Source organism: Hyalangium ruber (assembly GCF_034259325.1).
Classification (GTDB): Bacteria; Myxococcota; Myxococcia; order Myxococcales; family Myxococcaceae; genus Hyalangium_A; species Hyalangium_A rubrum.
The window spans coordinates 43,203-67,505 of record NZ_JAXIVS010000020.1 but is presented as its reverse complement, the minus strand read 5'-3'; the positions used below and the strand labels follow the sequence as shown (position 1 = coordinate 67,505).

General features: G+C 68.7%; 19 protein-coding genes. 11 read left to right on the top strand and 8 right to left on the bottom strand.

Going from position 1 to position 24,303, the window contains the following annotated elements:
- The first annotated feature begins 63 nt into the window (after positions 1-63).
- Together SYV04_RS39015 and SYV04_RS39010 are read left to right on the top strand one after the other, a co-directional pair.
- Positions 64-2,097, top strand: a complete 2,034-nt coding sequence (locus SYV04_RS39015; RefSeq protein WP_321551156.1) for an ELWxxDGT repeat protein — start codon at positions 64-66, stop codon at positions 2,095-2,097.
- Positions 2,098-2,139: 42 nt separating this feature from the next.
- Positions 2,140-3,174, top strand: coding sequence for a hypothetical protein (locus SYV04_RS39010; RefSeq protein WP_321551155.1), 1,035 nt, complete (start codon positions 2,140-2,142; stop codon positions 3,172-3,174).
- A 7-nt stretch (positions 3,175-3,181) separates the two neighbouring features.
- Here SYV04_RS39010 and SYV04_RS39005 read toward each other — a convergent pair whose 3' ends face one another.
- On the bottom strand, positions 3,182-4,609 hold the full coding sequence (locus tag SYV04_RS39005; protein ID WP_321551154.1) for a M20 family metallopeptidase: 1,428 nt from the start codon (positions 4,607-4,609) through the stop codon (positions 3,182-3,184).
- A gap of 13 nt (positions 4,610-4,622) precedes the next feature.
- Positions 4,623-5,405, bottom strand: coding sequence for a sterol desaturase family protein (locus SYV04_RS39000; protein WP_321551153.1), 783 nt, complete (start codon positions 5,403-5,405; stop codon positions 4,623-4,625).
- A gap of 151 nt (positions 5,406-5,556) precedes the next feature.
- Between SYV04_RS39000 and SYV04_RS38995 the strand changes: the two genes are divergently transcribed.
- Complete coding sequence (locus SYV04_RS38995) at positions 5,557-6,903, top strand: PKD domain-containing protein (protein WP_321551152.1); 1,347 nt, start codon at positions 5,557-5,559, stop codon at positions 6,901-6,903.
- A gap of 165 nt (positions 6,904-7,068) precedes the next feature.
- On the opposite strand, the gene SYV04_RS38990 is transcribed toward SYV04_RS38995, so the two are convergent.
- The 4 genes from SYV04_RS38990 to SYV04_RS38975 are packed head-to-tail and all read right to left on the bottom strand — an operon-like array spanning position 7,069 to position 11,704.
- Positions 7,069-7,284, bottom strand: a complete 216-nt coding sequence (locus SYV04_RS38990; RefSeq protein WP_321551151.1) for a hypothetical protein — start codon at positions 7,282-7,284, stop codon at positions 7,069-7,071.
- Positions 7,285-7,293: 9 nt separating this feature from the next.
- A complete protein-coding gene (locus SYV04_RS38985; RefSeq protein ID WP_321551150.1) occupies positions 7,294-8,925 on the bottom strand; it encodes a long-chain fatty acid--CoA ligase in 1,632 nt (543 codons plus the stop codon).
- 17 nt (positions 8,926-8,942) lie between these two features.
- Positions 8,943-10,748 carry a hypothetical protein gene (locus SYV04_RS38980; protein ID WP_321551149.1) on the bottom strand — a complete coding sequence of 602 codons (1,806 nt, stop codon included), beginning with the start codon at positions 10,746-10,748 and terminating at the stop codon, positions 8,943-8,945.
- Positions 10,745-11,704, bottom strand: coding sequence for a hypothetical protein (locus SYV04_RS38975; RefSeq protein ID WP_321551148.1), 960 nt, complete (start codon positions 11,702-11,704; stop codon positions 10,745-10,747). Before SYV04_RS38975 ends, SYV04_RS38980 begins: the two co-directional genes overlap by 4 nt.
- Before the next feature lie 126 nt (positions 11,705-11,830).
- Between SYV04_RS38975 and SYV04_RS38970 the strand changes: the two genes are divergently transcribed.
- The 5 genes from SYV04_RS38970 to SYV04_RS38950 all read left to right on the top strand — a co-directional run bounded on the left by SYV04_RS38970 (position 11,831) and on the right by SYV04_RS38950 (position 16,576).
- Positions 11,831-13,153 (top strand): amidohydrolase, encoded by a 1,323-nt coding sequence (locus SYV04_RS38970; protein WP_321551147.1) that lies wholly within the window; start codon positions 11,831-11,833, stop codon positions 13,151-13,153.
- A gap of 106 nt (positions 13,154-13,259) precedes the next feature.
- A complete protein-coding gene (locus SYV04_RS38965; protein ID WP_321551146.1) occupies positions 13,260-13,694 on the top strand; it encodes a DUF2383 domain-containing protein in 435 nt (144 codons plus the stop codon).
- A gap of 116 nt (positions 13,695-13,810) precedes the next feature.
- Positions 13,811-14,791: a pirin family protein gene (locus tag SYV04_RS38960; RefSeq protein WP_321551220.1), complete on the top strand. Its 981-nt coding sequence runs from the start codon at positions 13,811-13,813 to the stop codon at positions 14,789-14,791.
- A 20-nt stretch (positions 14,792-14,811) separates the two neighbouring features.
- The gene (locus tag SYV04_RS38955; RefSeq protein WP_321551145.1) at positions 14,812-15,387 is read left to right on the top strand and encodes an NADPH-dependent FMN reductase; all 576 of its coding nucleotides are present in this window, start codon (positions 14,812-14,814) and stop codon (positions 15,385-15,387) included.
- Positions 15,388-15,418: 31 nt separating this feature from the next.
- Positions 15,419-16,576 (top strand): hypothetical protein, encoded by a 1,158-nt coding sequence (locus SYV04_RS38950; RefSeq protein ID WP_321551144.1) that lies wholly within the window; start codon positions 15,419-15,421, stop codon positions 16,574-16,576.
- Positions 16,577-16,761: 185 nt separating this feature from the next.
- Here SYV04_RS38950 and SYV04_RS38945 read toward each other — a convergent pair whose 3' ends face one another.
- Complete coding sequence (locus SYV04_RS38945; protein ID WP_321551143.1) at positions 16,762-18,300, bottom strand: hypothetical protein; 1,539 nt, start codon at positions 18,298-18,300, stop codon at positions 16,762-16,764.
- 164 nt (positions 18,301-18,464) lie between these two features.
- Between SYV04_RS38945 and pgm the strand changes: the two genes are divergently transcribed.
- The 3 genes from pgm to SYV04_RS38930 all read left to right on the top strand — a co-directional run bounded on the left by pgm (position 18,465) and on the right by SYV04_RS38930 (position 22,486).
- Positions 18,465-20,102, top strand: a complete 1,638-nt coding sequence (pgm, locus tag SYV04_RS38940) for a phosphoglucomutase (alpha-D-glucose-1,6-bisphosphate-dependent) (protein WP_321551142.1) — start codon at positions 18,465-18,467, stop codon at positions 20,100-20,102.
- An 11-nt stretch (positions 20,103-20,113) separates the two neighbouring features.
- Complete coding sequence (locus SYV04_RS38935; RefSeq protein ID WP_321551141.1) at positions 20,114-20,593, top strand: GNAT family N-acetyltransferase; 480 nt, start codon at positions 20,114-20,116, stop codon at positions 20,591-20,593.
- Between the two features lie 63 nt (positions 20,594-20,656).
- Entirely contained in the window at positions 20,657-22,486 is a 1,830-nt protein-coding gene (locus SYV04_RS38930) for a GrpB family protein (protein ID WP_321551140.1), read from the top strand.
- On the opposite strand, the gene SYV04_RS38925 is transcribed toward SYV04_RS38930, so the two are convergent.
- Positions 22,483-24,297 carry a PAS domain-containing protein gene (locus SYV04_RS38925; protein ID WP_321551139.1) on the bottom strand — a complete coding sequence of 605 codons (1,815 nt, stop codon included), beginning with the start codon at positions 24,295-24,297 and terminating at the stop codon, positions 22,483-22,485. The two genes, SYV04_RS38930 and SYV04_RS38925, sit on opposite strands and share 4 nt — an antisense overlap.
- Positions 24,298-24,303 lie beyond the last annotated feature (6 nt).

Sequence of the window (24,303 nt, the reverse complement as noted above, 5' to 3'; positions counted from 1 at the left end):
GGGCCTCCGGGCCGGCTATGCTCTCGCTCCGGAGTTCGCCACCCTCTCCAGGGGCGTTCACGGATGAGAGTCACGCTGATCTGGCGGTCGGTCCTGCTGCTGCTCTGTGGCCTGTACGGCGTCGCCGTGGGCTGTGGGCCCCTCTCGGAGGATGACGGCGGGGCAGGCCTGGCGCGTCAGCGTGGCACCCTCGACAACCAGTGCTCGCCGCCGGAGCGGGTCAGCGACATCCGCCCCGGGCCCGTAGGTGCTTTCCCGGATGCGGGAGTCCCTGCCCGGGTCGCGGCCAATGGGGTGCTCTACTTCGCGGCCAATGACGGCACCACCGGCCAGGAGCTCTGGCGCAGTGACGGCACGGCACAAGGCACCTACCCGGTGATGGACGTCCGGCCGGGCCCTCAGGGCTCGGCGATCGAGCGCCTGACGGCGGCCCGCGACGGGGTGTACTTCACCGCGCTTGATGGCACCCACGGCAGAGAGCTGTGGAAGAGCGACGGGACGGACGCGGGGACGCGGTTGGTGGAGGATCTCGAGCCGGGTCCCGCCAACCCGGGGGTGATCTCCAACCTGACGGCTGCGGGCGAGCAGCTTTTCTTCAGCACGGACGACTCGGTGCTGTGGAGGACCAACGGGAGGGATGGGGGCACGGTGCGGGTAAAGGACATCATCCTTCCTCGGAACAACGTGGGGCCCATCATGACCGGGGTGGGAGACACGCTGCTCTTCGCGGGCGACGACGCCATCAATGGCCTGGAGCTGTGGAAGAGCGGGGGCACTCCGGAGACCACGGTGCTGCTGAAGGATCTCCGGTTCCGGGAGAGCTCTGGCCCCGACTGGTTCGTCACCATGAACGGCAAGGCCTACTTCAACGCGGATGATGGGCCCCAGGGGCGTGAGTTCTGGACCAGCGATGGGACCGCGGCGGGCACCTTCCGGATCAAGGATATCTGGAGAGGCTTGGCCGACTCGGTGCCGAGCGACCTGGTCGTCACGCGCAACCGGATGTATTTCAGCGCGGATGATGGCGTCACCGGCCCCAACTTGTGGGTGAGCGACGGGACCACCGACGGGACCGTGCTGGTGAAGGATCTCACGCAAGGCATCCTCGGGCCCCGGCCCCGCCAGCTCACGGGTGCCAGCGGCCAGGTGTTCTTCCGACTCGCCGAGGAGGACCGCGAGGTGCTCTGGCGGAGCGACGGGACGGATGCGGGGACCTACCCGCTCATGGACGTGCTGCCCCAGGTGGAGGAGGCGGACCTCCAAGAGATGGTGGGGGTGGGCGGAACGCTCTACTTCGCCACCAGCGACGGGGTGCATGGAACAGAGCTCTGGAAGAGCGATGGGACCCCCGAGGGCACCGTCCAGATCATGGACCTCTATCCAGGGGACGCGGGCTCCAACCCGCGCGGCCTGACGCTGGCCGGCTCGAAGTTCTTCTTCGTCGCGACCGAGCCGACGTTGGGCGATGAGCTGTGGGCCTTCGACATCTGCGATCGCTCTCCGCCGAGGCTGACCTGCCCGCCGGGCTTCTCCTTCGAGGCCACCAGCCTGGAGGGCGCCACGGTGAACTACTCCGTGTTCGTCACGGATGACCTCACGGAGAACCCGGTCGTCGAGTACAGCCACCCCTCCGGCAGCGCCTTCCCGGTGGGAGTCACCCCGGTGACGGTGACGGCGCGGGACGAGGCGGGCAATAACGCCACCTGCACCATCCCGGTGTCGGTGCAGGACACGGAGCCTCCGGCCATCACCTGTCCCCGGTCGATGTTCCTCGAGCCCACCGGCCCCGAGGGCGCGGAGATCCGCTACCCCGAGGTGAAGGTGGCGGACAAGGCCTCGCCGGTGCAGCTCGTGTTCGAGCCGCCCGCGGGGACCGTATTGCCTCCGGGAGAGAGCACGCGCGTGGTCCTCACCGCCTCGGACAACTCGGGTAACAAGGTGGAGTGCCAGTTCAACGTGGCGGTGGATCTCCTCGAGGATGGAGACGGAGAGGGGGGCTCGTCCGGCTGTGGCTGTGGGGCCCACGAGAGCGGGGCGGTTGCATGGGCCGCGCTGCTGCTGCTGTTGGCGCTGGCTCGCCCGCGTCGCGCCGGCTGACCCAGCCGGCTACAATCCAGGCAGTCCATTCATGCGGGGGGCATGTCGATGTTCGGTTCGGAGATCCTCGACGTCGCGATTGGTCTCATCCTGGTGTACCTGCTGCTGAGCCTCATCTGCTCGGCGGTCCGAGAAGCCCTGGAGGGGTGGATGAAGAGCCGCGCCATCCACCTGGAGCTGGGAATCCGGGAGCTGCTCCACGATCTCAAGGGAGAAGGGCTGGCACAGTCGCTCTACAAGCACCCGCTGATCTTCAGCCTCTACCAGGGGGGCTACGACGAGAAGCAGATCGACCCGAAGCGGCAGCGGATGCCCGGTCGCTCCCAGCTCCCGTCCTACATTCCCGCCAGCAACTTCGCGTTGGCGCTGATGGACATCGTCGCCCGCGGCAGCGACATGGCCAACGTCGCCCATGCCGACGCGAGCGCGCCGACGATTTCATTGGAGCGGCTGCGCACGTCGGTCGGTGAAATCAAGAACGCGGCCGTGCAGCGGGCGCTGCTGATCGCGATCGACACGGCCAATGGCAGCCTGGCGCAGGCGCAGAAGAACATCGAGGGCTGGTTCAACAGCTCGATGGACCGGGTCTCCGGTTGGTACAAGCGCCGGACGCAGGCCATCCTGTTCATCCTGGGCCTGGGCATCACCATCGCGCTGAACGTGAACTCGCTGACCCTGATCGACTACCTGTCCAAGGACGACGCCATCCGCAAGGCGGTCGTCGCCGAGGCCGAGGCGCGGGCCCGGGGCGAGTCGCAGCCCAAGCTCCCGATGCGCGAGCGGTACACGGAGCTGCAGAACCTCGGGCTGCCGATTGGCTGGGAGGCGGGTTGGCCCGGGCCTCAGCGCGAGGTGCTCGAGGGCAAGAAGCTCGAGCGCTTCTCCGCGGGTTGGCTCTGGGCGTACGTGTTCCAGCCGATCTTCGGCTGGCTGTGTACCGCCTTCGCCATCATGCTCGGGGCCCCGTTCTGGTTCGACCTGTTGAACAAGTTCATGGTCATCCGCTCGACGGTGAAGCCGCACGAGAAGAGCCCCGAGGAGGGTTCGGAGGACCGGCAGAAGCCGGCCCCGAAGTAGCCGTCCGCTAGCGCTTGAAGTGCGCGGAGATGACGCTGGCCACGCTGGCGGTGAGCTTCTTGCCAGTGGGGATGTGCAGGAACTCGTTGGGGCCGTGCGCGTTGGAGCCCGGCCCGAGCACTCCGGTGATGAGGAACTGGGCCTCGGGGAAGCGCTTGCCCAGCATCTCCATGAAGGGGATGGTGCCGCCCTCGCCCATGGCCATGAAGGGCTTGCCGAAGAAGGCCTGGCTGGCGTCGGCGGTGGCCTTCTCCAGCCACGGCGCCAGGGCCGGGGCGTCCCAGCCAGCGCTGGCCTTCTCGCCATCGAAGGTGACCTTGGCGCCGTAGGGCGGGTTGCTCTCCAGCGTCTCCTTGAGCGCCTTGCTGGCGGCGACGGGGTCCACGCGCGGAGGAATGCGCATGCTGAGCTTCAGCGAGGTGTAGGGCCGCAGCACGTTGCCCGCGCTGCCCAGGGCCGGCATGCCCTCGGCGCCGGTGATGGAGAGGGCCGGGCGCCAGGTGCGGTTGAGGATCAGCTCGGTGCCATCGCTCGACACCGGCCGCGAGCCCTCGGTCCACGGGAAGCGGTCGTACACCTCCGTGCCCAGCACCTGCGCCACCGCCTTGGCCTGCTCCAGGCGGGCCTGGGGAATCTGGACGTGCAGGGCCTCGACGCGTACGCGGCCGGTGGCCACGTCATCCACGCGGTCCAGCAGCTGGCGGAGGATGCGGAAGGAGGAGGGGACCAGGCCGCTGGCGTCGCCCGAGTGTACGCCCTCGGTGAGGATGTCCACGCGGAGGTTGCCGGAGACGAGGCCGCGCAGGCTGGTGGTCATCCACAGCTGCTCGTAGTTGGCACAGCCCGAGTCCAGGCACACCACGAGGGAGGGCTGGCCGATGCGGGGGGCCAGGGCCTCGATGTAGGCGGGCAAGTCATAGGAGCCGCTCTCCTCGCAGGCCTCGATGAGGACGACGCAGCGGGAGTGGGGCAGCTTCTGCTCCTTGAGCAGACGGATGGCCGCCAGCGAGGCGAAGGAGGAGTAGCCGTCATCGGCGCCGCCGCGGCCGAAGAGCTTGTCGCCCTCGCGCACGGGCTCCCAGGGGTTGAGGCCCTGGCGCCAGCCGACCATCTCGGGCTGCTTGTCCAGGTGGCCGTAGAGGAGGACGGTGTCCTTCCCCTCGCCGGGAATCTCCATGTAGATGACGGGGGTGCGCGGCTCGCCCTTCTCGTTCTGGAGCCGCACCACCTCGACCTTGAGGCCGGGGATGTGGGCGGCCTGGCCCTGGGCCCAGTCGGCGATGAGCTTCACCGCCTGCTCCATGTGTCCCTGCTTGGCCCAGTCCGGCTCGAAGGCGGGGGACTTGTTGGGGATGCGGATGTAGCGCTCGAGCTGGGGGACGATCTCCTTCTCCCAGATGGAGTCGGAGGAGGCGAGGGCGGTGGTGTTGTTCATGCCCCCTTATCCACTACGGAGCCCGGTCAGATGCAAGACGGACCTGGGCCTGATGCGGCGCGTCAGACAGCTCGGTGCCGAGGGCGAGATCCAACACGGGCATCTGGAAGCCGAAGTTGCCGTTCACCTTGCGGTGGTGGAGGCCGTGGTGCTCGCTGGCGCGCAGCGGTTTGGTCCACCAGTGGCCGGGCAGGAGCGAGTAGTTGAGGTGGCCCAAGGTGTTCATGGTGAGGCTCACCAGGGGGTAGGTGAGGGCGGCCCAGATGCTGACGTCGTAGAAGAGCTGGAGCAGGACCATGACGCTGCCGAGCAGCGTGGCCTCCACGGGGTGGAAGCTGTAGGTGGAGAAAGGGGTGGGCACGCGGGAGCGGTGGTGGATGGCGTGGACGTGGCGGAAGAGCCAGCGCGTGTGGAGCACCCGGTGGCAGAGGTAGAAGTGGGCTTCGTTCCAGGCGGTGAGGACGACGAGGTCCACGAGCAGGCCGGAGGCGGTGAGCTCCCAGCGGATGCGGGTGATGCCGAGGGAGTCGAGCCAGACGGTGAGGGCGCCATAGCCGCCGAAGAGGGCGATGGAGACGAGCGACCAGCCGATCTCCTCGCGCACCTGGCCAGGGCGCAGGGGGTGCGCATCGATGACGCGGCCGATGCCGAGCCGAGGGAAGACGCGACGGGTGAGCAGGGTGCCCAGGCCACCCAGGCCGAAGTAGATGAGGGCAAAGCCCCCAGCGGTAATGGCCCCCAGCGCGAGCAGGGAGCTGCGCTGGACGAAGTCGTGCATCAGCTGCTCGAGGTTCATCACGGGGGATTGTGCAGCACCCAGGCCCTCCGGGTCACCTTGGGCTCCGTCTATTACTTGGAGGTGCAACGAAGAGCGGGCGAGGGGCTCTACCGGGAGTGCGGGCGGGGTGTGTTAGAGCGTCCCCGGCATTCTCCTGAGGGGACGCATCATGAACGAGTCCATGTCGTCTTCGCTGTCCCGGTGGAAGGGACGAGCGTTGTCGTGCGCGCTGTTTCTGGGTCTGGCCTGGCTTGGCTGCGGCTCGGATCCAGAGCCACAGCCGAGCCCCGGGGATGCGGTGGCGCCCGGGCGCGTCCAACTCACCGCCGGGGTGACGGCGGGGGAGTTCATCACCGGCCAGCGGCGGCTCGAGGCCGTCGCGGAGGATGACTCCGGTACCGTCGCCAAGGTGGCCTTCTATGTCTCCAACGTGCTCGCGTGCGCGGACAACGAGGCCAAGGCCTCCGGTGCCACCTTCGGATGTGTCTGGAACGCCAGCCAGACGCCCGAAGGAGACTACGTGCTCACGGTCGCGGCGCTGGACTCCTCCGGCAACACCACCACCTCCGCGCCCATCGCCTTCTCGGTGGGTGTGCGCAACGAGCCCCCGGTCTTCACGGAGGTGACTGCCGCTCCCGCCACTGTCAATGAGGGACAGGGGACGACCCTGACGGCGCGGGCGAGCGATCCAGAAGGCAGGGCCCTGAGCTACACCTGGACCCAGCGCTCGCCGGCTTCGCCCCAAGGCACGTTCAACAACGCGAATGCCTCGAACCCCACGTGGACGGCGCCCCTGCTCTCGACCCGGACGACCTTCACCCTCCAGGTGGCGGCCACCGACGAGCGGGGAGGGGCCGCCGTCTCCTCCGTGGACGTGGTGGTGGCGAACGATCCGAGCGCCAACCGCCCCCCCACGGTGGACTCCGCGATCACCGGGCCCATCACCGTCCTGTCCGGGGACTCCATCGCGCTGTCCATCGGCGCCAGCGATCCGGATGGGGATCCGCTGACCTATAGCTGGAGGACGAACCCCGCGGACCTGGGCGCCTTCACCAACGGGAATACCGCCTCAGCGACTTGGCGCTCCGCGGAGGTCACGTCGAACAGCCCCCGTACCGTGCAGGTGCAGGTCGTGGTGTCCGATGGTGTGGCCTCCGTGACGCGCTCGCTGAACGTGCAGGTCACCGTCCCCACCTATTCCGAGCACATCCAGTTCATCTGGAACGAGGCCTGCGTCAGCTGCCACGACAACACCAGCCCCAGCGGCAACCTGAACCTGCTCCAGGGAAGCTCCTACGCAAACCTGGTGAACGTGACCGGGAACAACACCTCCTGCGGCACCCTGCGGCGCGTGCGGCCGGGATTCCCGGACACCTCCTTGTTGGTGCGGAAGCTCAGCGCCACCAACAACTGCGGGGGGCGGATGCCTCGCAACAACACGGCCTACTTCGACAACAACCCGGGCTACGTCACCCGCATCCGCTCGTGGATCATCGCGGGCGCTCCCAACAACTGAGCGTCAGCGACGCGAGGGTACGCGGCAGGCGGCGTGCCCCAGAATCTGGTCTCCCTCTCGGGTGGACGTCGGCGTTGGCGTCCAGCCCGAGGCGAGCCGGGCATCCAGCATCTCGTCGGCGGTTGGCGGGTGGTCCCACACGGAGACCGCGTTCACACCGCCCAGTCAGGTGGTGTCGAAGACCAGGTAGAGGTGTCGCCATGGCAGGACGACGTCGTGCGTGAACTCGTCCTGGATGACGACGTCGGCCACGTCACTCGGTGGGGACTGGGAGAAGCCCCACCGGATGACATCCTGGAGGATCGACAGGCCTTCCAGCTCGGCCTTCAGCGAGGCCAGTAACTCGGGGGCGAGCCCCACGCTGTCGGTCACGGCGAGCATGCGCCGAGTCTACTCCTGAGCCTGCTTCATCAGGTGGTCACCGAAGTCCTCTCGGAGCTTCGTCTTGAGGAACTTGCCAGTGGACGTGCGGGGAATCTGCGGGATGAAGAGGTAGGCATCCGGCAGCCACCACTGCACGAAGTTCTTCTCCAGATGCGTGGTCAGCTCTTCCTTCGTCGCGCTCTGCCCCGGCTTGAGCACCACGGCCGCCAGCGGCCGCTCGTCCCACTTGGGGTGGCGCCCCGCGAACACGGCCGCCTCCAGCACCGCCGGGTGTGCCATCAGCGCGTTCTCCAGCGCCACCGAGCTGATCCACTCACCGCCGGACTTGATGACGTCCTTGGAGCGGTCGGTGATGCGCACGTAGCCGTCCGCGTCGATGGTGACGACATCGCCTGTCTTGAACCAGCCGTCTGGAGTGAAGCGATCCTTGCCCTCGTCGCCGTAGTACGACGAGGCGACCCACGGCCCGCGCACCTCGAGCTCGCCCATCGTCTGCGCGTCCCAGGGCAGCACCTGGCCCGTGTCGCTCACGTGGCGCTCCTCGACGAAGGGCAGCGGGAAGCCCTGGCTGGCGCGCACCGCGAGCCGCGCCGTGTCGTTCACTCCGGCGTGGTGCCCCTTGAGCCGGGCGATGGTCCCGATGGGGTTCATCTCCGTCATTCCCCACGCGTGTGTCACCTCCAGCCCGTGCCGCCGCAGGAAGCCGTCGATGAGCGAGGCCGGCGCCGCCGAGCCGCCGATGAGCATGCTGCGCATGGCGCTCAGGTCCCACCGCTTGGGCTCCTGATCCAGCATCGCGAGGATGCCGAGCCAGATGGTGGGTACGCCCCCGGCCACGGTGACGCGCTCGTGGGCCATCAGCTCCAGCAGCGAGGCGGGATCCAGGTGCGGACCGGGCAGGACGATCTTCGCGCCAGTAGCCACGGCGTCGAAGGGCAGGCCCCAGGCGGCGGCGTGGAACATGGGCACCACGGGCAGCACCACGTCCGCCTCGCGGATGCCGAGCACATCCACCATGCACGAGGCCAGGGTGTGCAGCACGATGGAGCGGTGGCTGTAGAGCACGCCCTTGGGGTTGCCGGTGGTGCCGGAGGTGTAGCAGAGCATCGCCGCCGTGCGCTCATCGAGCGAGGGGAAGTCGTAGCTGTCCGGTTCGGCGGCGAGGAGCTGTTCGTAGTCCAGCCGTCCGCAGGGAGCGGGGCCGTCATCCGGCACGACGATGACGTGCTGGAGGGAGCTGACCGAGCCGGCGAACTTCTCGAACAGCGGCAACAGGGAGCGATCCACGACGAGCACGCGATCCTCGGCGTGGCGGGCGATGTAGCCGAGATCGTTCGGGTGCAGACGCAGGTTGAGGGTGTGGAGCACCGCGCCCATGGAGGGCACGGCGAAGTAGAGCTCCAGGTGCTGGTGGTGGTTCCAGCAGAGCGAGGCGACGCGGTCCCCTGGCTTCACCCCGAGTCGCCGCAGGGCATGGGCGAGCTGACATGCGCGGCGGTGGAGGTCCGCGTACGTGGAGCGATGGAGCGATTTGTCTGGCCGGCGGCTGGTGAGCTCGGTGCGCCCGAAGAACGTGCGGGCGCGCTCCAGGAAATGGGTGAGGGTGAGGGGGAAGTCCATCATCCGTCCAGGGAGCATCGGAGGCGTCCTTCGGGCTAGGGCCAGGAGAGGTTGAAGTGGTACGCGCCGGCCCCGGCATGGGGGCCCGTGGGCTGGTAGCCGGTGATCCACAGGTCCACCGTCTGGCCGTCCACGTCGGAGAAGCCCTCCACCTGTCGGGCCTGGAAGTCGGCGGGGACGGGCAGGCGTCTGGCGGACCAGATGCCCTGCTTCTTGCGCAGGACACAGGAGGTATCGAAGGTGACCCACACGTCACTGCCATCCCCATTCACCCACACATCCTGGGCTTCCGAGAGCCAGCAGTCGGAGGGGAGCGTCTCGGGCAGGGCCTCGAAGAGCCAGGCCGAGGGGGTCCACCGCAGTACGACCTGACCGCCCACCGCGTAGAGGTGCTCGGTGCTCGGGCCCGCGATGGCGCTCAGTGCGGGTGGAGGCAGGGCAGCGGTGTGAATGACGGTCGGGCCGGTCCACGTGCCGTTGGCCTGGCGCTGCCAGTACGCGCCGAACGGCACGGGAGTGTCGGTGCCTCCCACGCCGAAGAGAGGCTCGGAGGTGTTGCTCCAGAACGCGCGGAGGGTGCCGCGTGTGGCGCCCGAGGGCGGCTCCGAGGTCCACGAGGTGCCATCCCACCGCAGGGCTCCGCCGTGAGAGCCGGCGACCCAGGTGGAGTGCTGTCCCACGAAGAGCGCGGGAGGACGGATGGACGGCCCGGTGGATGGCACTGGCACGGGGATCCAGCGCTGACCATCGAAGCGCGAGAGGGGACTCACGCTCTCCGAGGGAGCGATGGCCCAGACGTTGTCCGGAGTGGTGCCGTGGAGCCGGAAGGGCGGGGTGCTCAGGCCGGGGGTAGGGGCGAAGCCGTTGTTGAACTGCACCACCTGCGCGCCATCGGTGTGGGCGAGGTAGACGTCATACGGATCGAAGATCCAGAGCCCGTTGAAACCGTCGCTCGCGGGGCTGAGCACGTACTTGTCTTTCAGACACAGGTCTTCGATGCACCCACCGATGGGCAGCTCGTCGACGATGATGCCGCCGTCATAAGTGATACCGCCGTCGATGGGGACGGGGCCGGGGATGCCGGCGTCGTCGACGCCTGCGTCGAGGCCCGCGTCTTGGCTCGGCAAGCCCCCGTCGAAGCCCGCGTCGGGGTCGGAGTCGCCACCATCGGGGCCGGAAGCGCCACCGTCGCGAGAAGTGCCACCGTCCGGGAGCTTGGTGCCGCCATCATCGTCGGGGGGCGTGCCCGCGTCCGGGAGAGTGGTGCCACCATCCGGGAGAGTGGAGCCGCCATCGGAGGGCGTAGTGCCGCCATCCGGGAGGGTGGTGCCTCCGTCCGGAAGGGTGGTGCCTCCGTCCGGAAGGGTGGTGCCGCCATCCGGGAGGGTAGTGCCGCCATCCGGGAGAGTGGTGCCGCCATCCGGGAGAGTGGTGCCGCCGTCCGGGAGGGTAGTGCCACCGTCCGGGAGAGTGGTGCCGCCGTCTGGAAGGGTGGTGCCGCCATCGGGAAGGGTAGTGCCGCCATCCGAGGGAGTGGTGCCGCCGTCCGGGAGGGTAGTGCCACCGTCCGGGAGAGTAGTGCCACCGTCCGGGAGGGTAGTGCCACCGTCCGGGAGAGTGGTGCCGCCATCCGAGCCACCATCGCCGCCGTCGTTCCCACCCCCATCCGAGCCACCATCGCCACCATCGTTCCCACCCCCATCCGTGCCGTCGACGCAGGATCCATCCTCCACGCACGCGGCGGGAGGCTCCACATCGAAGTTCCGGCAGCCCGCGAGCGCCAGGAGCAGAAGCACTCCGCCCAACCACCGGCCGTGCCTCAGCCCCCGTGTACTCCTCATGGCAGCACTCCCGCGATTCCCACGGAGACGTGTTCCCGTCCCACCGCCACCTGGGGCTCCACCGAAGGCGGAGCACCGAACAAGGCCATGGCGGCGCCGGTCAGGATCAACGCCCCACCCACCCCCATGCTCACGCGAGCCAGGTTCTGCCGGCTCCTGCCCCCATCGGCGATCTCCAGGGACACCGCGTACGGGCGGTCCGTGCCGTCACGCAGTTGCTGGTATCTCGCTTCGGAGTCGTTCCACAACACGAGCCCCGCGCCCATCGCCACGCCGCCCACCGTGGCGGGCACCCAGGCCCAGCGTCGCGCCGCGCCCTCCTTGATCTTCGGAGGCAGTACGGGCGCGGGAGGCGGAGGCGGAGCCACGGGCTCGGGCTTGACCACGGGCTCGGGAGGAGGCGGAGGCGGCTGCTCCACGACGACAGGAGGCGGAGGCGGCTGCTCCACCACCGGAGGAGGCGGAGGCGGCTTCACCACGGGCACCGAGGTACGCCCGAACTTCTTGTTACCCGCGGTAACCAGCTGCTTGGCCGCCTTCTCCATCTCATCCAGCACGGCCTCGAAGCCGACCACGCGCCGGTTGTAGGTCCGCACGCGAGCGCCCTTGACGCTGTCGAGCATGCGCAGGTTGAGCTGGAAGCGATTGTTGGGAAGGCTCGCCACGTCGCCCATCACCAGGGCGTCCACGTCGATCGCATCGGAGAGCGCGCTGGTGCATTTGCGCCCCGTACACCCCAAGAGCTGCCGCTGGCGCTCGAGGCCGAGCATGACGCCCAGGTCCTGGGAGCTGATCACCTCGGCGCCCTCATCGGCGAGCTGCTGCGCGAGGTGCTCGGACAGGAACGTGGCCCGCTGCGGATCCATGTCCACGACGGTGATGCCGGGGATGGCCAGCTTCAGCGGCTCGGCCCAACACAGGGCAGGCAGGAGACACAACCACCACCAATGGCGCATGGGGCGGGGAAGCTACTGCATCCCAGTTACCTGGAAAATAGGCGACCTGGTGAGTGACGCTCTTCGCACTCCAGGCATGGCGCGCTGTGTTGTAATCGCACCTCGTGTCTCTTGAACGGAGGAAGCGTGCTTCGACGATCTGCCTGGTGGACCCTCACCCTTCTGGCGCTGAGCGGTAGCTCGCTCGCCGCGGAGCCAGGGGGCACGGCGCCTCGCGTGCTGCAAGGCCTGGATGGGCTGTACCCCGAGCTGGACGCGCTCTACCGGGATCTCCATCAGACGCCCGAGCTGTCCACGCAGGAGGAGAAGACGGCGGCGAAGATGGCCGAGCGCCTGCGCGCCCTGGGCTTCGAGGTGACGCAGAAGGTAGGCGGGCATGGCGTGGTGGGAATCCTGCGCAACGGCAAGGGCCCCACGGTGATGCTGCGCACGGACATGGACGCGCTGCCGGTGGAGGAGAAGACGGGGCTGCCCTACGCCAGCAAGGTGACGGCGGTGGACCCGGGCGGGCAGACGGTGCCGGTGATGCACGCCTGCGGGCATGACATGCACATGACGGTGTGGACGGGCGTGGCCACGCTGCTGGCGAAGAACAAGGAGCGCTGGCGGGGCACGGTGATGATGGTGGGGCAGCCGGCCGAGGAGCGCGGCGACGGAGCGCGGAAGATGCTCGAGGCGGGCCTCTTCAAGCGCTTCCCCAAGCCGGACTTCGCCCTGGCCGTCCACAACTCGTCCACGGCGGCGGCCGGGACGGTGGAGTACGTGTCCGGCTTCGCCCTGGCGAACGTGGACTCGGTGGACGTCACCCTCTACGGCAAGGGCGGCCACGGGGCCTACCCGCACACCACGGTGGACCCCATCCTGCTGGCGGCCCGGTACGTGGTGGCGCTGCAGACCATCGTGAGCCGCGAGAAGAACCCGCTGGAGCCCGCGGTGGTGACGGTGGGCTCCATCCACGGCGGCACCAAGCACAACATCATCCCCGACGAGGTGAAGCTCCAACTCACGGTGCGCACCTACAAGCCCGAGGTCCGCAAGCAGGTGCTCGACGCCATCGAGCGCATCGCGAAGGGCGAGTCCCAGGTGGCGGGCTCTCCCCGCGCGCCCGAGGTGGCCATCACCGAGGGCACGCCGGCCACCTACAATGATCCGGAGCTCATGAAGCGGGTGGTGGCTGCCCTGACGCGCGTGCTGGGCGCGCAGAACCTCAAGGAGGGCAACCCGGTCATGGGCGGGGAGGACTTCTCCGAGTACGGCCGCGCGGGCGTGCCGGCGGCGATGCTGTGGATCGGCACGGTGGAGCCGGGCAAGCACCAGCAGGCCCAGAAGTCGGGGGCGACGTTGCCCTCGCTCCACTCTGGCATCTTCGCGCCGGACCGCGAGCGGACGCTGCGCACGGGCGTCACCACGCTGACCACCGCCGCCCTGGAGGTCCTGGGCCAGCCGTAGGGAAGCGGGCAGGCGGGGGGCAGCGAGGGGGGGAGCCCTCGTTGCCGTTCTCCGGGAATGCCTCACCTTTGCGCGAAACACCTCTCGCGAATGGAGGAGGACACCCATGGCCCAGACCGATAAGTCCGTCGACGCGCTCAACTCGTTCCTGCAGGGAGAGATCTCCGCCGTGGAGACCTACCGCCAGGCGATAGGCCACGTCTCGGACGCCCACCGTACGGTGCTGGAGACCTGCCAGCAGGACCATGAGCAGCGGGTGGAGGCGCTCCGCGATCGCATCTCCAGGCTCGGCGGTACGCCGGTCGAGGGCTCGGGCCCTTGGGGCGTGTTCGCGAAGCTCGTCCAGGCGGGGGCCGACTCGCTCGGAGAGAAGGCGGCCATCCAGGCCCTCGAGGAGGGCGAGGACCACGGGCTGGCGGACTACCAGCGGGACATGGATCAGGTCCACGGTGAGGCGCGCCGCTTCGTCCGCATGGAGCTGCTGCCGGCGCAGAAGCGCACGCACGCGCAACTCAGCCGCCTCAAGCGCACCCTGCACTGAGGGGAAAGTCCGCGTTGCGACGCTCGATCACCGCCGATTAGATTCCGGCACACCCCAATGTGGTCGAGGTCCGTGTGAGCGACGAAGCCGTGCTGAGCGTGAAGCCCCTGCAGGGGATGCCGTGGGAGACATCCGATCCGTTCCTCTTCTGCGTCCACCATGACGACGCCTACCCGAAGGGGAACGAGCAGATGGGACCCGCGGCCTCCCTGGCCGGTCGGCGCATCGGCCAGGACTTCGAGGGGAAGGACGGGTGGCGCATGTACCACGGTGACGTGGTGCCCGGCTTCCCTCAGCACCCGCACCGGGGCTTCGAGACGGTGACGATCGTCCGGCGCGGCTACATCGACCACTCGGACTCGCTGGGCGCCACCGCTCGCTTCGGCAACGGCGACGTGCAGTGGCTCACCGCCGGCGGGGGCATCGTCCATTCGGAGATGTTCCCCCTGGTTCACCAGAACGCGCCGAACCCGGTCGAGCTGTTCCAGATCTGGCTCAACCTGCCGAGCGCCAACAAGATGGTGGAGCCCCACTTTTCGATGTTGTGGAGCAACACCATCCCCAAGCACATCGCGAAGGATGCGGCGGGCAGGGCCACCGAGGTCAAAGTGGTGGCGGGCAAGCTGGCGGGAGAGAAGACGCCACCCCCTCCGCCGAAGTCGTGGGCGGCCCATGCGGACTCGGACGTGGCCATCTGGACGATCAAGATGGCACCGGGGGCCGAGTGGACGCTGCCCAAGGCCGCGAAGGGCACCAACCGCACGCTGTACTTCTTCCGGGGCAGCTCGCTGCAGGTCGGCACGCTGTCGGTCGGCTCGAACATGGCGGTGAAGCTCCGCCCCGACGTGGCCGTGAAGCTGGAGAACGGGCCCGCCGAGACCGAGCTGCTGCTGCTGCAGGGCCGGCCCATCGGTGAGCGCGTCGTGCAGTACGGCCCCTTCGTGATGAACTCGCAGGCGGAGATTCAGCAGGCGTTCGCCGACTACCACCGCACGCAGTTCGGCGGCTGGCCGTTCGCCAACCATGGTCCCGTGCATCCGAGGACGGAGGGCCGCTTCGCGCGGCACGCCGACGGTCGCATCGAGAAGATCGGCTGACCCACTTTTTGGAGCACACCTTGGCCCCGAAGCTTCACGTCATCCTCTGCAGCACCCGCCCTGGCAGGGTGGGCCTGACCATCGGCAAGTGGTTCCACGAGTTCGCGACGCAGCACGGGAAGTTCGAGGTGCGGCTCGTGGACCTGGCGGAGCTCAACCTGCCGCTGATGGACGAGCCCGAGCACCCGGTGCGCCGGCTGTACCAGCACGAGCACACGAAGGCGTGGAGCGCGATCGTCAACGCGGCGGACGCCTACGTCTTCGTGACGCCGGAGTACAACCACGGGCCACCGCCGGCGCTCGTGAACGCGCTGGACTACGTGTTCCACGAGTGGGCCTACAAGCCGGCGGGCTTCGTGAGCTACGGCGGCCTCTCGGGCGGGCTTCGCGCGGTGCAGGTGGAGAAGCAGAGCCTCGTCGCGCTCAAGGTGATGCCGATCCCCGAGCAGGTGGCGATCCAGATGTATGCCCAGTACCTGGATGCCAACAAGAACTTCACGCCCTCGGAGCACCACACCAAGGCGGCGACCACCCTGCTCAACGAGCTGCTCCGGTGGGCCGAGGCGCTGAAGCCCCTGCGAGAGTCCGCGAAGTGAGTTGAGCACGCGGAGGCTATAGTCCGCGGCGATGGGACCGCGCGTGGACGAGTACCGGCTGCGCCTGGAGGGCAGGGCGGAGCTGTTGGAAGCCGCCCAGCTCCGGTACCGGAGGCTGCTCGAAGGGCTCGGCGCGAAGGCCTGGGAGGAGCGGCTTCGCAAGGAGCTGCCGCTGCTGAAGGAGGCGCTGGAGGCGCAGGCGCGCGTGGACGAGGCGCTCGGTGCCGCCCTGCGCCGAGCCCAGGCCGAGTCCTGGCCCGCGCTCAGCCCGACCGTGCAGGGCCTGCACGAGGTCCAGGCGCTTCGGGAGAAGCTGGCGCGGAGCCTCGTCCAGCGGCTCGCGCGAGGCCCGGAAGCGTCGCTCCTGGAACTGCTGACGATGCTGGAAGAGCGGCTGCTCACCCTGCCGCGAGAGGTTCTCCCCGCCCAGCGCGGCGCCACGGCGCTGGAGCTCCTCCCCGAGGCACTGCCCGCGGTGCGAGAGCTGGCCGCGTTCGGCAGGCTGCTGGAAGCGCTCTTCGCCCAGGGGATCGATCCCGAGGCCGGGGTTTCCTTCTCGGCTCGGGAGGCGGAGGCGCTGCGCCAGGAGTGGCCCCGGGGCGAGGCGGCGCTGGCCGCGGCATGGTCCCGGCTCGCCCGGGTGGACCGGACCGGCGGACTGGCGGGCGATCTGCGCAAGCGCGCCGAGCGGGCTCCCCTGCATCCGCCCCGCACCGGCCCCGAGCTGTTGCTGCATGCCGAGTACTGGCGCGCGAGCGCTCGCCGGAGCCTGGAGGCGCTGGTGCGCACCCGGTTCAGCCCCCTGGTCCCCACCGAGGCCGAGCGACTCGAGCTGGCGTGCTGGGTGTCTATCCGCCAGAGCGAGCCGGAGGCCCGACTGTCCGCCTCGCCCACCGTGGCGGAGGCGCGGGCGGGCCTGCTCGAGCTGGCCCATGAGCTCTGGGCCGCGTTCGGCGCGGAGCGCCCCGAGGACCCGCGGAGCCTCTCGGATCTCGAATGGGAGCGGCTCCGGCAGCGCGCCCGCCGGGCGGATCAACTCCCCCAGGGAGCGGAGGCCAACCGGGTCGCCGATGTGCTGAGGACCTTCATCTGGAAGCGCGCCATGGGCACCACCGTGATGCGGGGCTGGCAGGAACTCCCGCATTCGTTGGAGGGGCTGGTGGAGCAGGCCTGGAGGGTGGACCGCTAGCCGCCGCAAACCATTGGTTTTCTTGAAATTTAGGACTGACCGTTAGTACAAGGAGATATGGATTGCCGTTGTATTTGAAATAATACGGCTTTCCTGTTATGTCGGGTCTCGCAGTCATGTACGCACTGCCCCCGTTGCTCCCCGACCGGCGGCGAGGGCAGTGCTTTTTTTTGCCCGAGGCGCGGCTACTTCGCCCGGCGCGGCGGAATGGTGAGCCGGGCCATCAGCAGCGCGGCCAGCGCGTTACCCGCGTACCAGTACAGCGTATAGGCCGGAGGAATCAGCGGCAGGCTGGTGCCTGCGAAAGCCTTCACCACGAGGTAGGCGCTGAAGCCGACTCCCAGCCCCGCGGCGAACCGTCGCAGCAACGGCACCGGGCCGGAGAGGATGGCGAAGACCATGGGCACCGCGGCGCTGAGCGCCAGGGTCTGCGCCACGGGGAAGGAGACGAAGCGGTGCCACTCGGGCATCGGCAGGGCGAGCACGTCGAACGCACCGCCCGCGTGGCCCGTCCACCGGAACACGAACACGCCCAGGGTGGTGACGAGGAACGGCAGCAGGAAGAGCGGGTGGAACAGGACGTTGAACATCCCCGGGCGCGCCTTGGCGCCCATGGTCACCAGGGCGACCACGAGCAGCAGCACCCCGAGCACGGGAGGCTTCCAGTCCACGGTGACGGGCGCCGAGACGGAGGCCACCGGCGTGGACGTGGACGTGGGCTGGCTTGGAGTGGCGGACGGCGGGCTGGAGGGGGCGGGCTCCTCATCCTCGGAGGGCAGGCTGAGGCTCTGGAGCCCCGCGGGGAGCTGGGAGCGGGAGAGGTTCGCGGAGGCCTGATCCGCCAGCGCGTAGGGGAAGCGAATGGCGCCGCGCACGCGCCCCTGGGCATCGGCCTCGAGGGTGGCCTTCTCGAGGGACTCGCGCAGCGTGCGCGCCTCGGGGCTCGGGTCCAGGGTCATCCGGAGCAGGAAGGCCTTGCGCATCGTCTCCAGGGTCGCGTGCAGCGCCTCGCCCTCATCCTTGCCGCCGGTGACGGCGGTCCCGCGCAGCTCGAAGCCCTCCGCGTTCAGGTCGAGCGCCCCCAGGATGGACTGCACCTGCATTTCCACGCCGCCTGGGAGCGCCGCCAACTGCGAGCCGGCCACCACGCCGCCCACCAGGGCATGCTTCCAGCCGATCTCATCCAGGGCCTTCACGATGGGGCTGCCGTCTTCGAGGCCCTGGCCCTGCCGCTTGCGCGCGAGCGCCTGCTCCAGCGCTCCACGCGGGCCGATCAGCAGGTAGCGCCCATCGAGCGCCACGTCCACGGCCTGGGACTTCACCGCCGCGCGGACTCCTCCCAGCTCGGTGAGCGTGTAGCCCTCGGACTGGAGGAAGGTCGAGAGCCGGCCCCAGTCGAAGTGCCCTCGGACGACGCCGAACCCATTGGCCGCGGCGATCGCGTCCACGTCCTTGAGCGCGTGGATGCCGGTCTTCGTGTGGAAGTCCGTCAGCTCCTGCTTGAGCTTGGCTTGGGACTCGCCCGAGAGGCGGACGTCGAGCTCGGTGGCCTGCACGAGCAGCAACTCGCGGGTGTCCGGCCCGAAGTAGGAGAGCAGGGCGGGATCCTTGGGGATGAGCCGTGTTCTGGCCCCGCCCAGGCCGAAGCGATCCAGGTAGCCGAAGTGATACGCGGCCCCAGCCCCCAGGGCCAGCAGCACGACGAACACCAGCAGCTTCTTCATGGTCCACGGCTCCTTGGGAGGGGACGCACGGATCCCCTCCCACAGCTTACGATCGAAAGGCAGGGCGATTGCAGGTTATGGAAACCCCCTGAAAGTGGACGATTTTGGCTCGGGGGTTCACTTCCCTCCTGACGGAGGGCGCGGGCTACGTATCATCCGCCACCGTGCCCCATCCTCTCGCTGGCAAGCCCCCGCCCGATTCCGTCCTCATCCACCCCGAGACGCTGCGCGCGCAGTACTACTCGGAGCGCCCTGACGTGCGTGAGCCCGAGCAGCGGGTCGCCTTCGGCACCTCGGGCCACCGGGGCTCGGCCGCTCGCCGGAGCTTCAACGAGGCGCACATCCTCGCGGTGACGCAGGCGGTCTGCGAGTACCGCAAGCAGGAGCGCATCGACGGTCCGCTCTTCCTGGGCATGGACACGCATGCGCTGTCTGAGCCTGCCCAGCGCACGGCGCTGGAGGTGCTGGCCGCCAACGGCGTGGAGGTGCGCTTCACGGAAGAGGCCACGCCCACGCCGGTCATCTCGCACGCCATCCTCACCTACAACCGGGGCAGGACGGCGGGGCTGGCGGATGGCGTCGTGATTACGCCCTCGCACAACCCGCCCGAGGATGGCGGAATCAAATACAACCCGCCCAACGGTGGCCCCGCGGACACGAAGATCACCGCTTGGATCGAGAAGCGCGCCAACGAGCTGCTCGGTGCTGGCAACGCGGGCGTGGCGCGCATTCCGTACGAGCGTGCCCGGGTCGCCTCGCATATCCGCACGTACGACTTCGTCGTCCCGTACGTCGAGGACCTGGGGCAGGTGCTGGACATGGAGGTGATTCGCGGGGCGAACCTGCGCATCGGCGCCGATCCGCTGGGCGGCTCGAACCTCGTCTACTGGAAGCCGATCGCCGAGCGGTACGGGCTGAACCTGACGGTGGTGAACGCGACGGTGGATCCCACCTTCCGGTTCATGCCGTTGGACCATGACGGGAAGATCCGCATGGACTGCTCGTCGCCGTACGCCATGGCGAACCTCGTGGCGCTCAAGGACCAGTACGACATCGCCTTTGGCAACGACACCGACTCGGATCGGCACGGCATCGTCACGCGCAGCGTGGGGCTGATGAACCCCAACCACTACCTCGCGGTGGCCATCTCGTACCTGTTCCGCAACCGCCCCGGGTGGAAGGCGGACGCGGCGGTGGGCAAGACGCTGGTGAGCAGCAGCATGATCGACCGCGTGGCGAAGGACCTGGGCCGGCGCGTTGTCGAGGTGCCCGTGGGCTTCAAGTGGTTCGTGGATGGGCTCTTGGACGGCTCGCTGGGCTTCGGGGGCGAGGAGAGCGCCGGTGCCTCGTTCCTGCGCCGGGATGGCACGGTGTGGTCCACGGACAAGGACGGCATCATCCTGGACCTGCTCGCGGTGGAGATCCTCGCGCGTACCGGTAAGGATCCGGGCACGCACTACGCGGAGCTCACCGCGCGCTTCAACGCGCCGCTGTACACGCGCATCGACCAGCCGGCCACCTCGGCCCAGAAGGCGGTGCTCAAGAAGCTCTCTCCGGAGTCCGTGCGCGCCAGCACGCTGGCGGGGGAGCCTATCCTCCAGCGCCTCACGCGGGCACCGGGCAACAACGCGGAGCTCGGCGGCCTGAAGGTGGTGGCCGAGAATGGGTGGTTCGCCGCGCGGCCCTCGGGCACGGAGGATGTCTACAAGATCTACGCGGAGAGCTTCCGCGACCAGGCGCACCTGGACGCGGTCGTGGAGGAGGCGCGCGCCATCGTGGGCGAGGCGTTCTCGCGCGCGTAGGGGTCCTTGCCATGACCGTCACCGTTCGTCCCGCCAGGCCCGCGGACGCGGAGGCCCTGGGCCGCATGGGCGCCGCGCTGGTCCGCCAGCACCACGGCTTCGATGCCGCGCGCTTCATGCTCCCGGATGACGTGGAGGCCGGCTATCGCTGGTGGCTGGGCAAGGAGCTGAAGGCGAAGGAGGCGGTGGTGCTCGTGGCGGAGCGGGACGGAGAGGTGATCGGCTACGCCTACGGCCGCGTCGAAGAGCGCGACTGGAATGCGCTGAGAGACCGCTGCGGGGGCCTGCACGACATCTGGGTCGAGGAGGCCGCGCGCTGCACGGGGGCGGGGACGCTGCTGATCGAGGAGCTGATGCGACGCTTCGCCGCGTTGGGGGTTCCCCGGGTCATCCTCATGAGCGCCTCGAAGAACGAGGCGGCGCAGCGATTCTTCACCCGACATGGCTGGCGCCCCACCATGGTCGAGATGACACGAGAAGTGCCGGACTGAACTCCGGGAAGCGGCCGGTGCGGCGGCGGCCGACCCGTAGTTCAGCCGCGTCGAGGAGATGCCATGAGCGATCGCAACCGGGCGAAAGAGCCGACCACGGATGAGGAACTGCATGCGGCGACAATCGGTGCGCCCACGGAGGTCAACGGCCAGATCCTCCTCGTCGCCTACGATCCGGAATGGCCGGTTCTGTTTGCTCGGGAGGCTGCGAAGATTCGTGCGGCGCTGGGGGAGCGGGCTCTCATGATCGAGCACGCCGGCTCCACCTCGGTACCAGGACTGATGGCCAAGCCCATCATCGACATCATCGTCGCCGTGGCGGACTCCAGCGATGAGTCGGCCTACGTCCCCGCGCTGGAATCCGCGGGCTATCAGCTTCGCATTCGCGAGCCGGAGTGGGAGCAGCACCGTCTCCTGAAAGGGGCCCACCCCGAGGTGAACATGCATGTCTTTAGCAGCGGCTCGCGAGAGATCACCCGTATGCTGATGATGCGTGACTGGTTGCGAGCGAACGAAGCCGATCGTGAACTATACGCAGCCACCAAGCGGGACCTGGCCTCACGCACCTGGAAGTACGTGCAGAACTACGCCGATGCCAAGACAACGGTGATCGCCGAAATCATGGCGCGTGCCGAGGCTGCCCGCGCCACCGCAGCTGCGGAGACGAGCAAGGCCGACTATTCCGTGGCGTACCTCACGGATGTGGAGGGCATCTGGGAGAAGCTGACCAGCTTCTGCCAGGACAATCCGCTGGTCTCCCTCGAGCCAGGAGATCGGCTCACGGTGCGGCCAGGGGCGACGTTCGTGTACGGGGGAGATGCCATCGACCGGGGCGCCGCGGGGCGCCGGTTGATGCGGGTACTGCTCGAGGCCTGGCGCCGGCAGCCCTCGCAGGTGGTGATGCTCGCGGGCAACCGTGACATCAACAAGCTGCGCTTGATGCGCGAGCTGAATGGATTCCCTCCCTCGCGGGCGCCCGCGGAGGTGCGGGCAGCTCCGCGACCGGTGCTCCTGCGGTGGATCTTCGAGAACACCATGGGCGCGCGTGAGGCCTTCGCGTTCCGCCAGGAAGAACTGACCGCTAACGGCCTCCCCGCGAGCGACGAAGCCGTCGTCGATAGCTTCCTCGAAGATTTGGGCCCCGGAGGCCTGCTGCGCGACTACCTGGTCGCGTGCCGACTGGTCCACCGCATCGGCAATACCCTCTTCGTCCACGGAGGGGTGCATGAGCACAGCGTCGGGCATGTGCCATCACGTGCTCCCATTGAGGGAGTGGACGCATGGGCTGAGGCCCTCAACCGCTGGTACGCAGAGCAACTCGAGGCCTTCATCGAGTGGCGGTTCGATTCGGAAGGTCTCCCCGCCTGGGAGCCGGTCATTGCCTATCAGGCACCAACCCCAGGCGATCGCATCAACACCGCCAGCGTGGTGTATGGGCGCATGGCCGACGAGAACAACCACCCGACGCTGCCTTCACAAGAGCTGGTCGCGAGGCTGACCCGCGAGGGGATCCACCGCCTGGTCGTGGGCCACACCCCGAGCGGGGACAGCCCCTCGGTGGTGCGTGGCGAAGACTTCGAGCTCGTCCTCGCGGACAACTCCTATGGCCGCGTCGAGGGTGCCTCGCAGCTCTTCGTGCGCGATGACAGTGTCTACGTGGAGGGCCGGGCAAAACTGGATGACGGGCGGCTGGATCAGGTCCGGTTCCAGCTCTCCTTGAAGGACAGCGCCTCCTTCATCGGACACCAGCTGCTCGATACCGGGCAGCTGGTGAAGGGGCCGCTCGAAAGCGGAGGCTGGTTGCTGTTTCGTGCGTTGCCTCAGCGGCGCATCGAGCAGCTCTCGGCAGCACCCGCTGAACTCGCGGGACGAAGCCTGGGCCCTGCACGCTAGGGCTCAGCGTCGAGCCGCTGGCGCGGCAGGATGAACTCGAACCGGGCGCCCTTTCCCGGGCCCTCGCTGTGCGCCTCGATGTGCCCGCCCAGGGCCTGAGCGCTCAGCGCCGCGCTGTGCAGCCCGAAGCCGTGGCCCCGGGGACGCGTGGTGAACCCATAGGTGAACAGCCGCGCCTTGACGGCCTCGTCGAACCCCACCCCATTGTCCGTGACGGAGGCCAGGGTCCGCTCCGAGTCCTGGTGGATCGTCACCGTGATGCGCGGATGGGCGTTGTCCAGTCGCTCGCGCACCGCGTTCTTCGCGTTGGCGATCAGGTTGACCAGGATCTGCACCACCACGTGGCGCTCGTAGAACTCCGGCTCCTCCTCGCCGTACTCGCGGTGGACCAGCGCCTCGAACTGGTTGCTGTCGGCGCAAAGGCGCAGCGCGTCCTCCGCCAGCTCCCGCAGCCGCATCCGCTCGCGCAGCGTGAAGCGCGTTCGCGCGTAGTTCTGCTGCGTGGCGATGACGCTGTTGGCGTGCTCCACCTTCGTGGCCAGGTGGGCACACTCATCCAGCAAGGACTGCCGCTCCTCCACGAAGCGGGCGTGGAGCTTGCCCAGGAACTCCGGCAGGTGCCGGGCCTTGGGATCCTCGGCCAGGAAGGCGCCCAGCGCCGCTGGCGGGTTCTGGAACATGTTGGCCACACGCTCCAGCGAGTTGATGGGCAGGGTCTGCAGTCGCTCGCGCAGCAGCGCGCTGCTCACGCTGATGCCCGTGAGCGCGTTGCCGAGGTTGTGGAGGATGCTGCTGGCGATCTCCGCCATGCCGGCGTGCCGGGCGCGATCCAGCAGCTCGCGCTGCGCCGCGTGCAGCTGCTCCGTGCGCTCGGCGACCCGCTGCTCCAGCTCCTCGTTGGCCTTCTGCAGCGCCAGGTCCGCGCGCTTGCGGTGCTCGGTGATGTCCGTGGAGATGCCGCAGACCGCGTGAATCGTCCCATCCTCGGTGCGCAGCGGGAACTTCGCCGAGAGGAAGGTGTGCGGCCCGTCGTGGTGCGGAATCTCCTCCTCGAAGCGGAGCGTCTCTCCGGCGAGCAGCACGCGCAGGTCGTTCTCCATCAGCGCCTGCGCGTTCTCGGGAGGCAGCAGCTCCGAGTCCTTGCGGCCCACGATCCTCGCGCGCGGCACGCCATAGAACGCCTCGAACAGGCTGTTGACCATGAGGTAACGGCCCAGGCGGTCCTTCAGGTAGATGGCGGCCGGCGAGTGGTCGATGATGTCCTGCATCTGCTTGCGCGCGGCCTCGGCCTCGCGGCGGGCCGACTCATGCGCCCGGCTCTGCTCGAGCAGGTCATGGTGCAGGTAGGCGTTGTCCAGCGCCACCGCGGCCTGGGACACGAGCAGCTCGATCAGGCTCTGCCGGGCCTCGCCGAAGGCGTCCACGCTCTGCGTACTCTCGAGGTAGAGCAGCCCGTGTTGCCGGCCTCGGTGGGTGAGGGGCTGGCACAGCACCGAGCGCAGGCCGCGCGCGCGAACCACCGAGTCCTGGGCGTGGGGCGCCTGCGCGCTGGCGTTGGAGAGGATGACCGACTTCCGGGTCTGGCTCGCCTCGGCCAGCACGGTGGCGGGCAGATCGGCGGTGGTGCGGCTCTCTCCGGCGGACTGGCAGAGCACGACCCAGCCTTCGCTCGCGTTGAAGTCCAGGAGCGCGGCGTACTGCGCCCCCGTGGCCTCGCGGAGGATGCGCAGCAGCGTGCGCTGCAGCTCCTCGGGGGCGAGTTCACTGGAGATGGCGCGAGCTGCCTGCGAGAGAGAGAGAAGATCGAGCATGAACAG

Excerpts from the sequence above, each read along its gene's own strand:
- SYV04_RS39015 (WP_321551156.1), top strand. The coding sequence starts at position 64 with ATGAGAGTCACGCTGATCTGGCGGTCGGTCCTGCTGCTGCTCTGTGGC.
- SYV04_RS39010 (WP_321551155.1), top strand. The coding sequence starts at position 2,140 with ATGTCGATGTTCGGTTCGGAGATCCTCGACGTCGCGATTGGTCTCATC.
- SYV04_RS39005 (WP_321551154.1), bottom strand. The coding sequence starts at position 4,609 with ATGAACAACACCACCGCCCTCGCCTCCTCCGACTCCATCTGGGAGAAG.
- SYV04_RS39000 (WP_321551153.1), bottom strand. The coding sequence starts at position 5,405 with ATGAACCTCGAGCAGCTGATGCACGACTTCGTCCAGCGCAGCTCCCTG.
- SYV04_RS38995 (WP_321551152.1), top strand. The coding sequence starts at position 5,557 with ATGAACGAGTCCATGTCGTCTTCGCTGTCCCGGTGGAAGGGACGAGCG.
- SYV04_RS38990 (WP_321551151.1), bottom strand. The coding sequence starts at position 7,284 with ATGCTCGCCGTGACCGACAGCGTGGGGCTCGCCCCCGAGTTACTGGCC.
- SYV04_RS38985 (WP_321551150.1), bottom strand. The coding sequence starts at position 8,925 with ATGCTCCCTGGACGGATGATGGACTTCCCCCTCACCCTCACCCATTTC.
- SYV04_RS38980 (WP_321551149.1), bottom strand. The coding sequence starts at position 10,748 with ATGAGGAGTACACGGGGGCTGAGGCACGGCCGGTGGTTGGGCGGAGTG.
- SYV04_RS38975 (WP_321551148.1), bottom strand. The coding sequence starts at position 11,704 with ATGCGCCATTGGTGGTGGTTGTGTCTCCTGCCTGCCCTGTGTTGGGCC.
- SYV04_RS38965 (WP_321551146.1), top strand. The coding sequence starts at position 13,260 with ATGGCCCAGACCGATAAGTCCGTCGACGCGCTCAACTCGTTCCTGCAG.
- SYV04_RS38960 (WP_321551220.1), top strand. The coding sequence starts at position 13,811 with ATGCCGTGGGAGACATCCGATCCGTTCCTCTTCTGCGTCCACCATGAC.
- SYV04_RS38950 (WP_321551144.1), top strand. The coding sequence starts at position 15,419 with ATGGGACCGCGCGTGGACGAGTACCGGCTGCGCCTGGAGGGCAGGGCG.
- SYV04_RS38945 (WP_321551143.1), bottom strand. The coding sequence starts at position 18,300 with ATGAAGAAGCTGCTGGTGTTCGTCGTGCTGCTGGCCCTGGGGGCTGGG.
- SYV04_RS38935 (WP_321551141.1), top strand. The coding sequence starts at position 20,114 with ATGACCGTCACCGTTCGTCCCGCCAGGCCCGCGGACGCGGAGGCCCTG.
- SYV04_RS38930 (WP_321551140.1), top strand. The coding sequence starts at position 20,657 with ATGAGCGATCGCAACCGGGCGAAAGAGCCGACCACGGATGAGGAACTG.
- SYV04_RS38925 (WP_321551139.1), bottom strand. The coding sequence starts at position 24,297 with ATGCTCGATCTTCTCTCTCTCTCGCAGGCAGCTCGCGCCATCTCCAGT.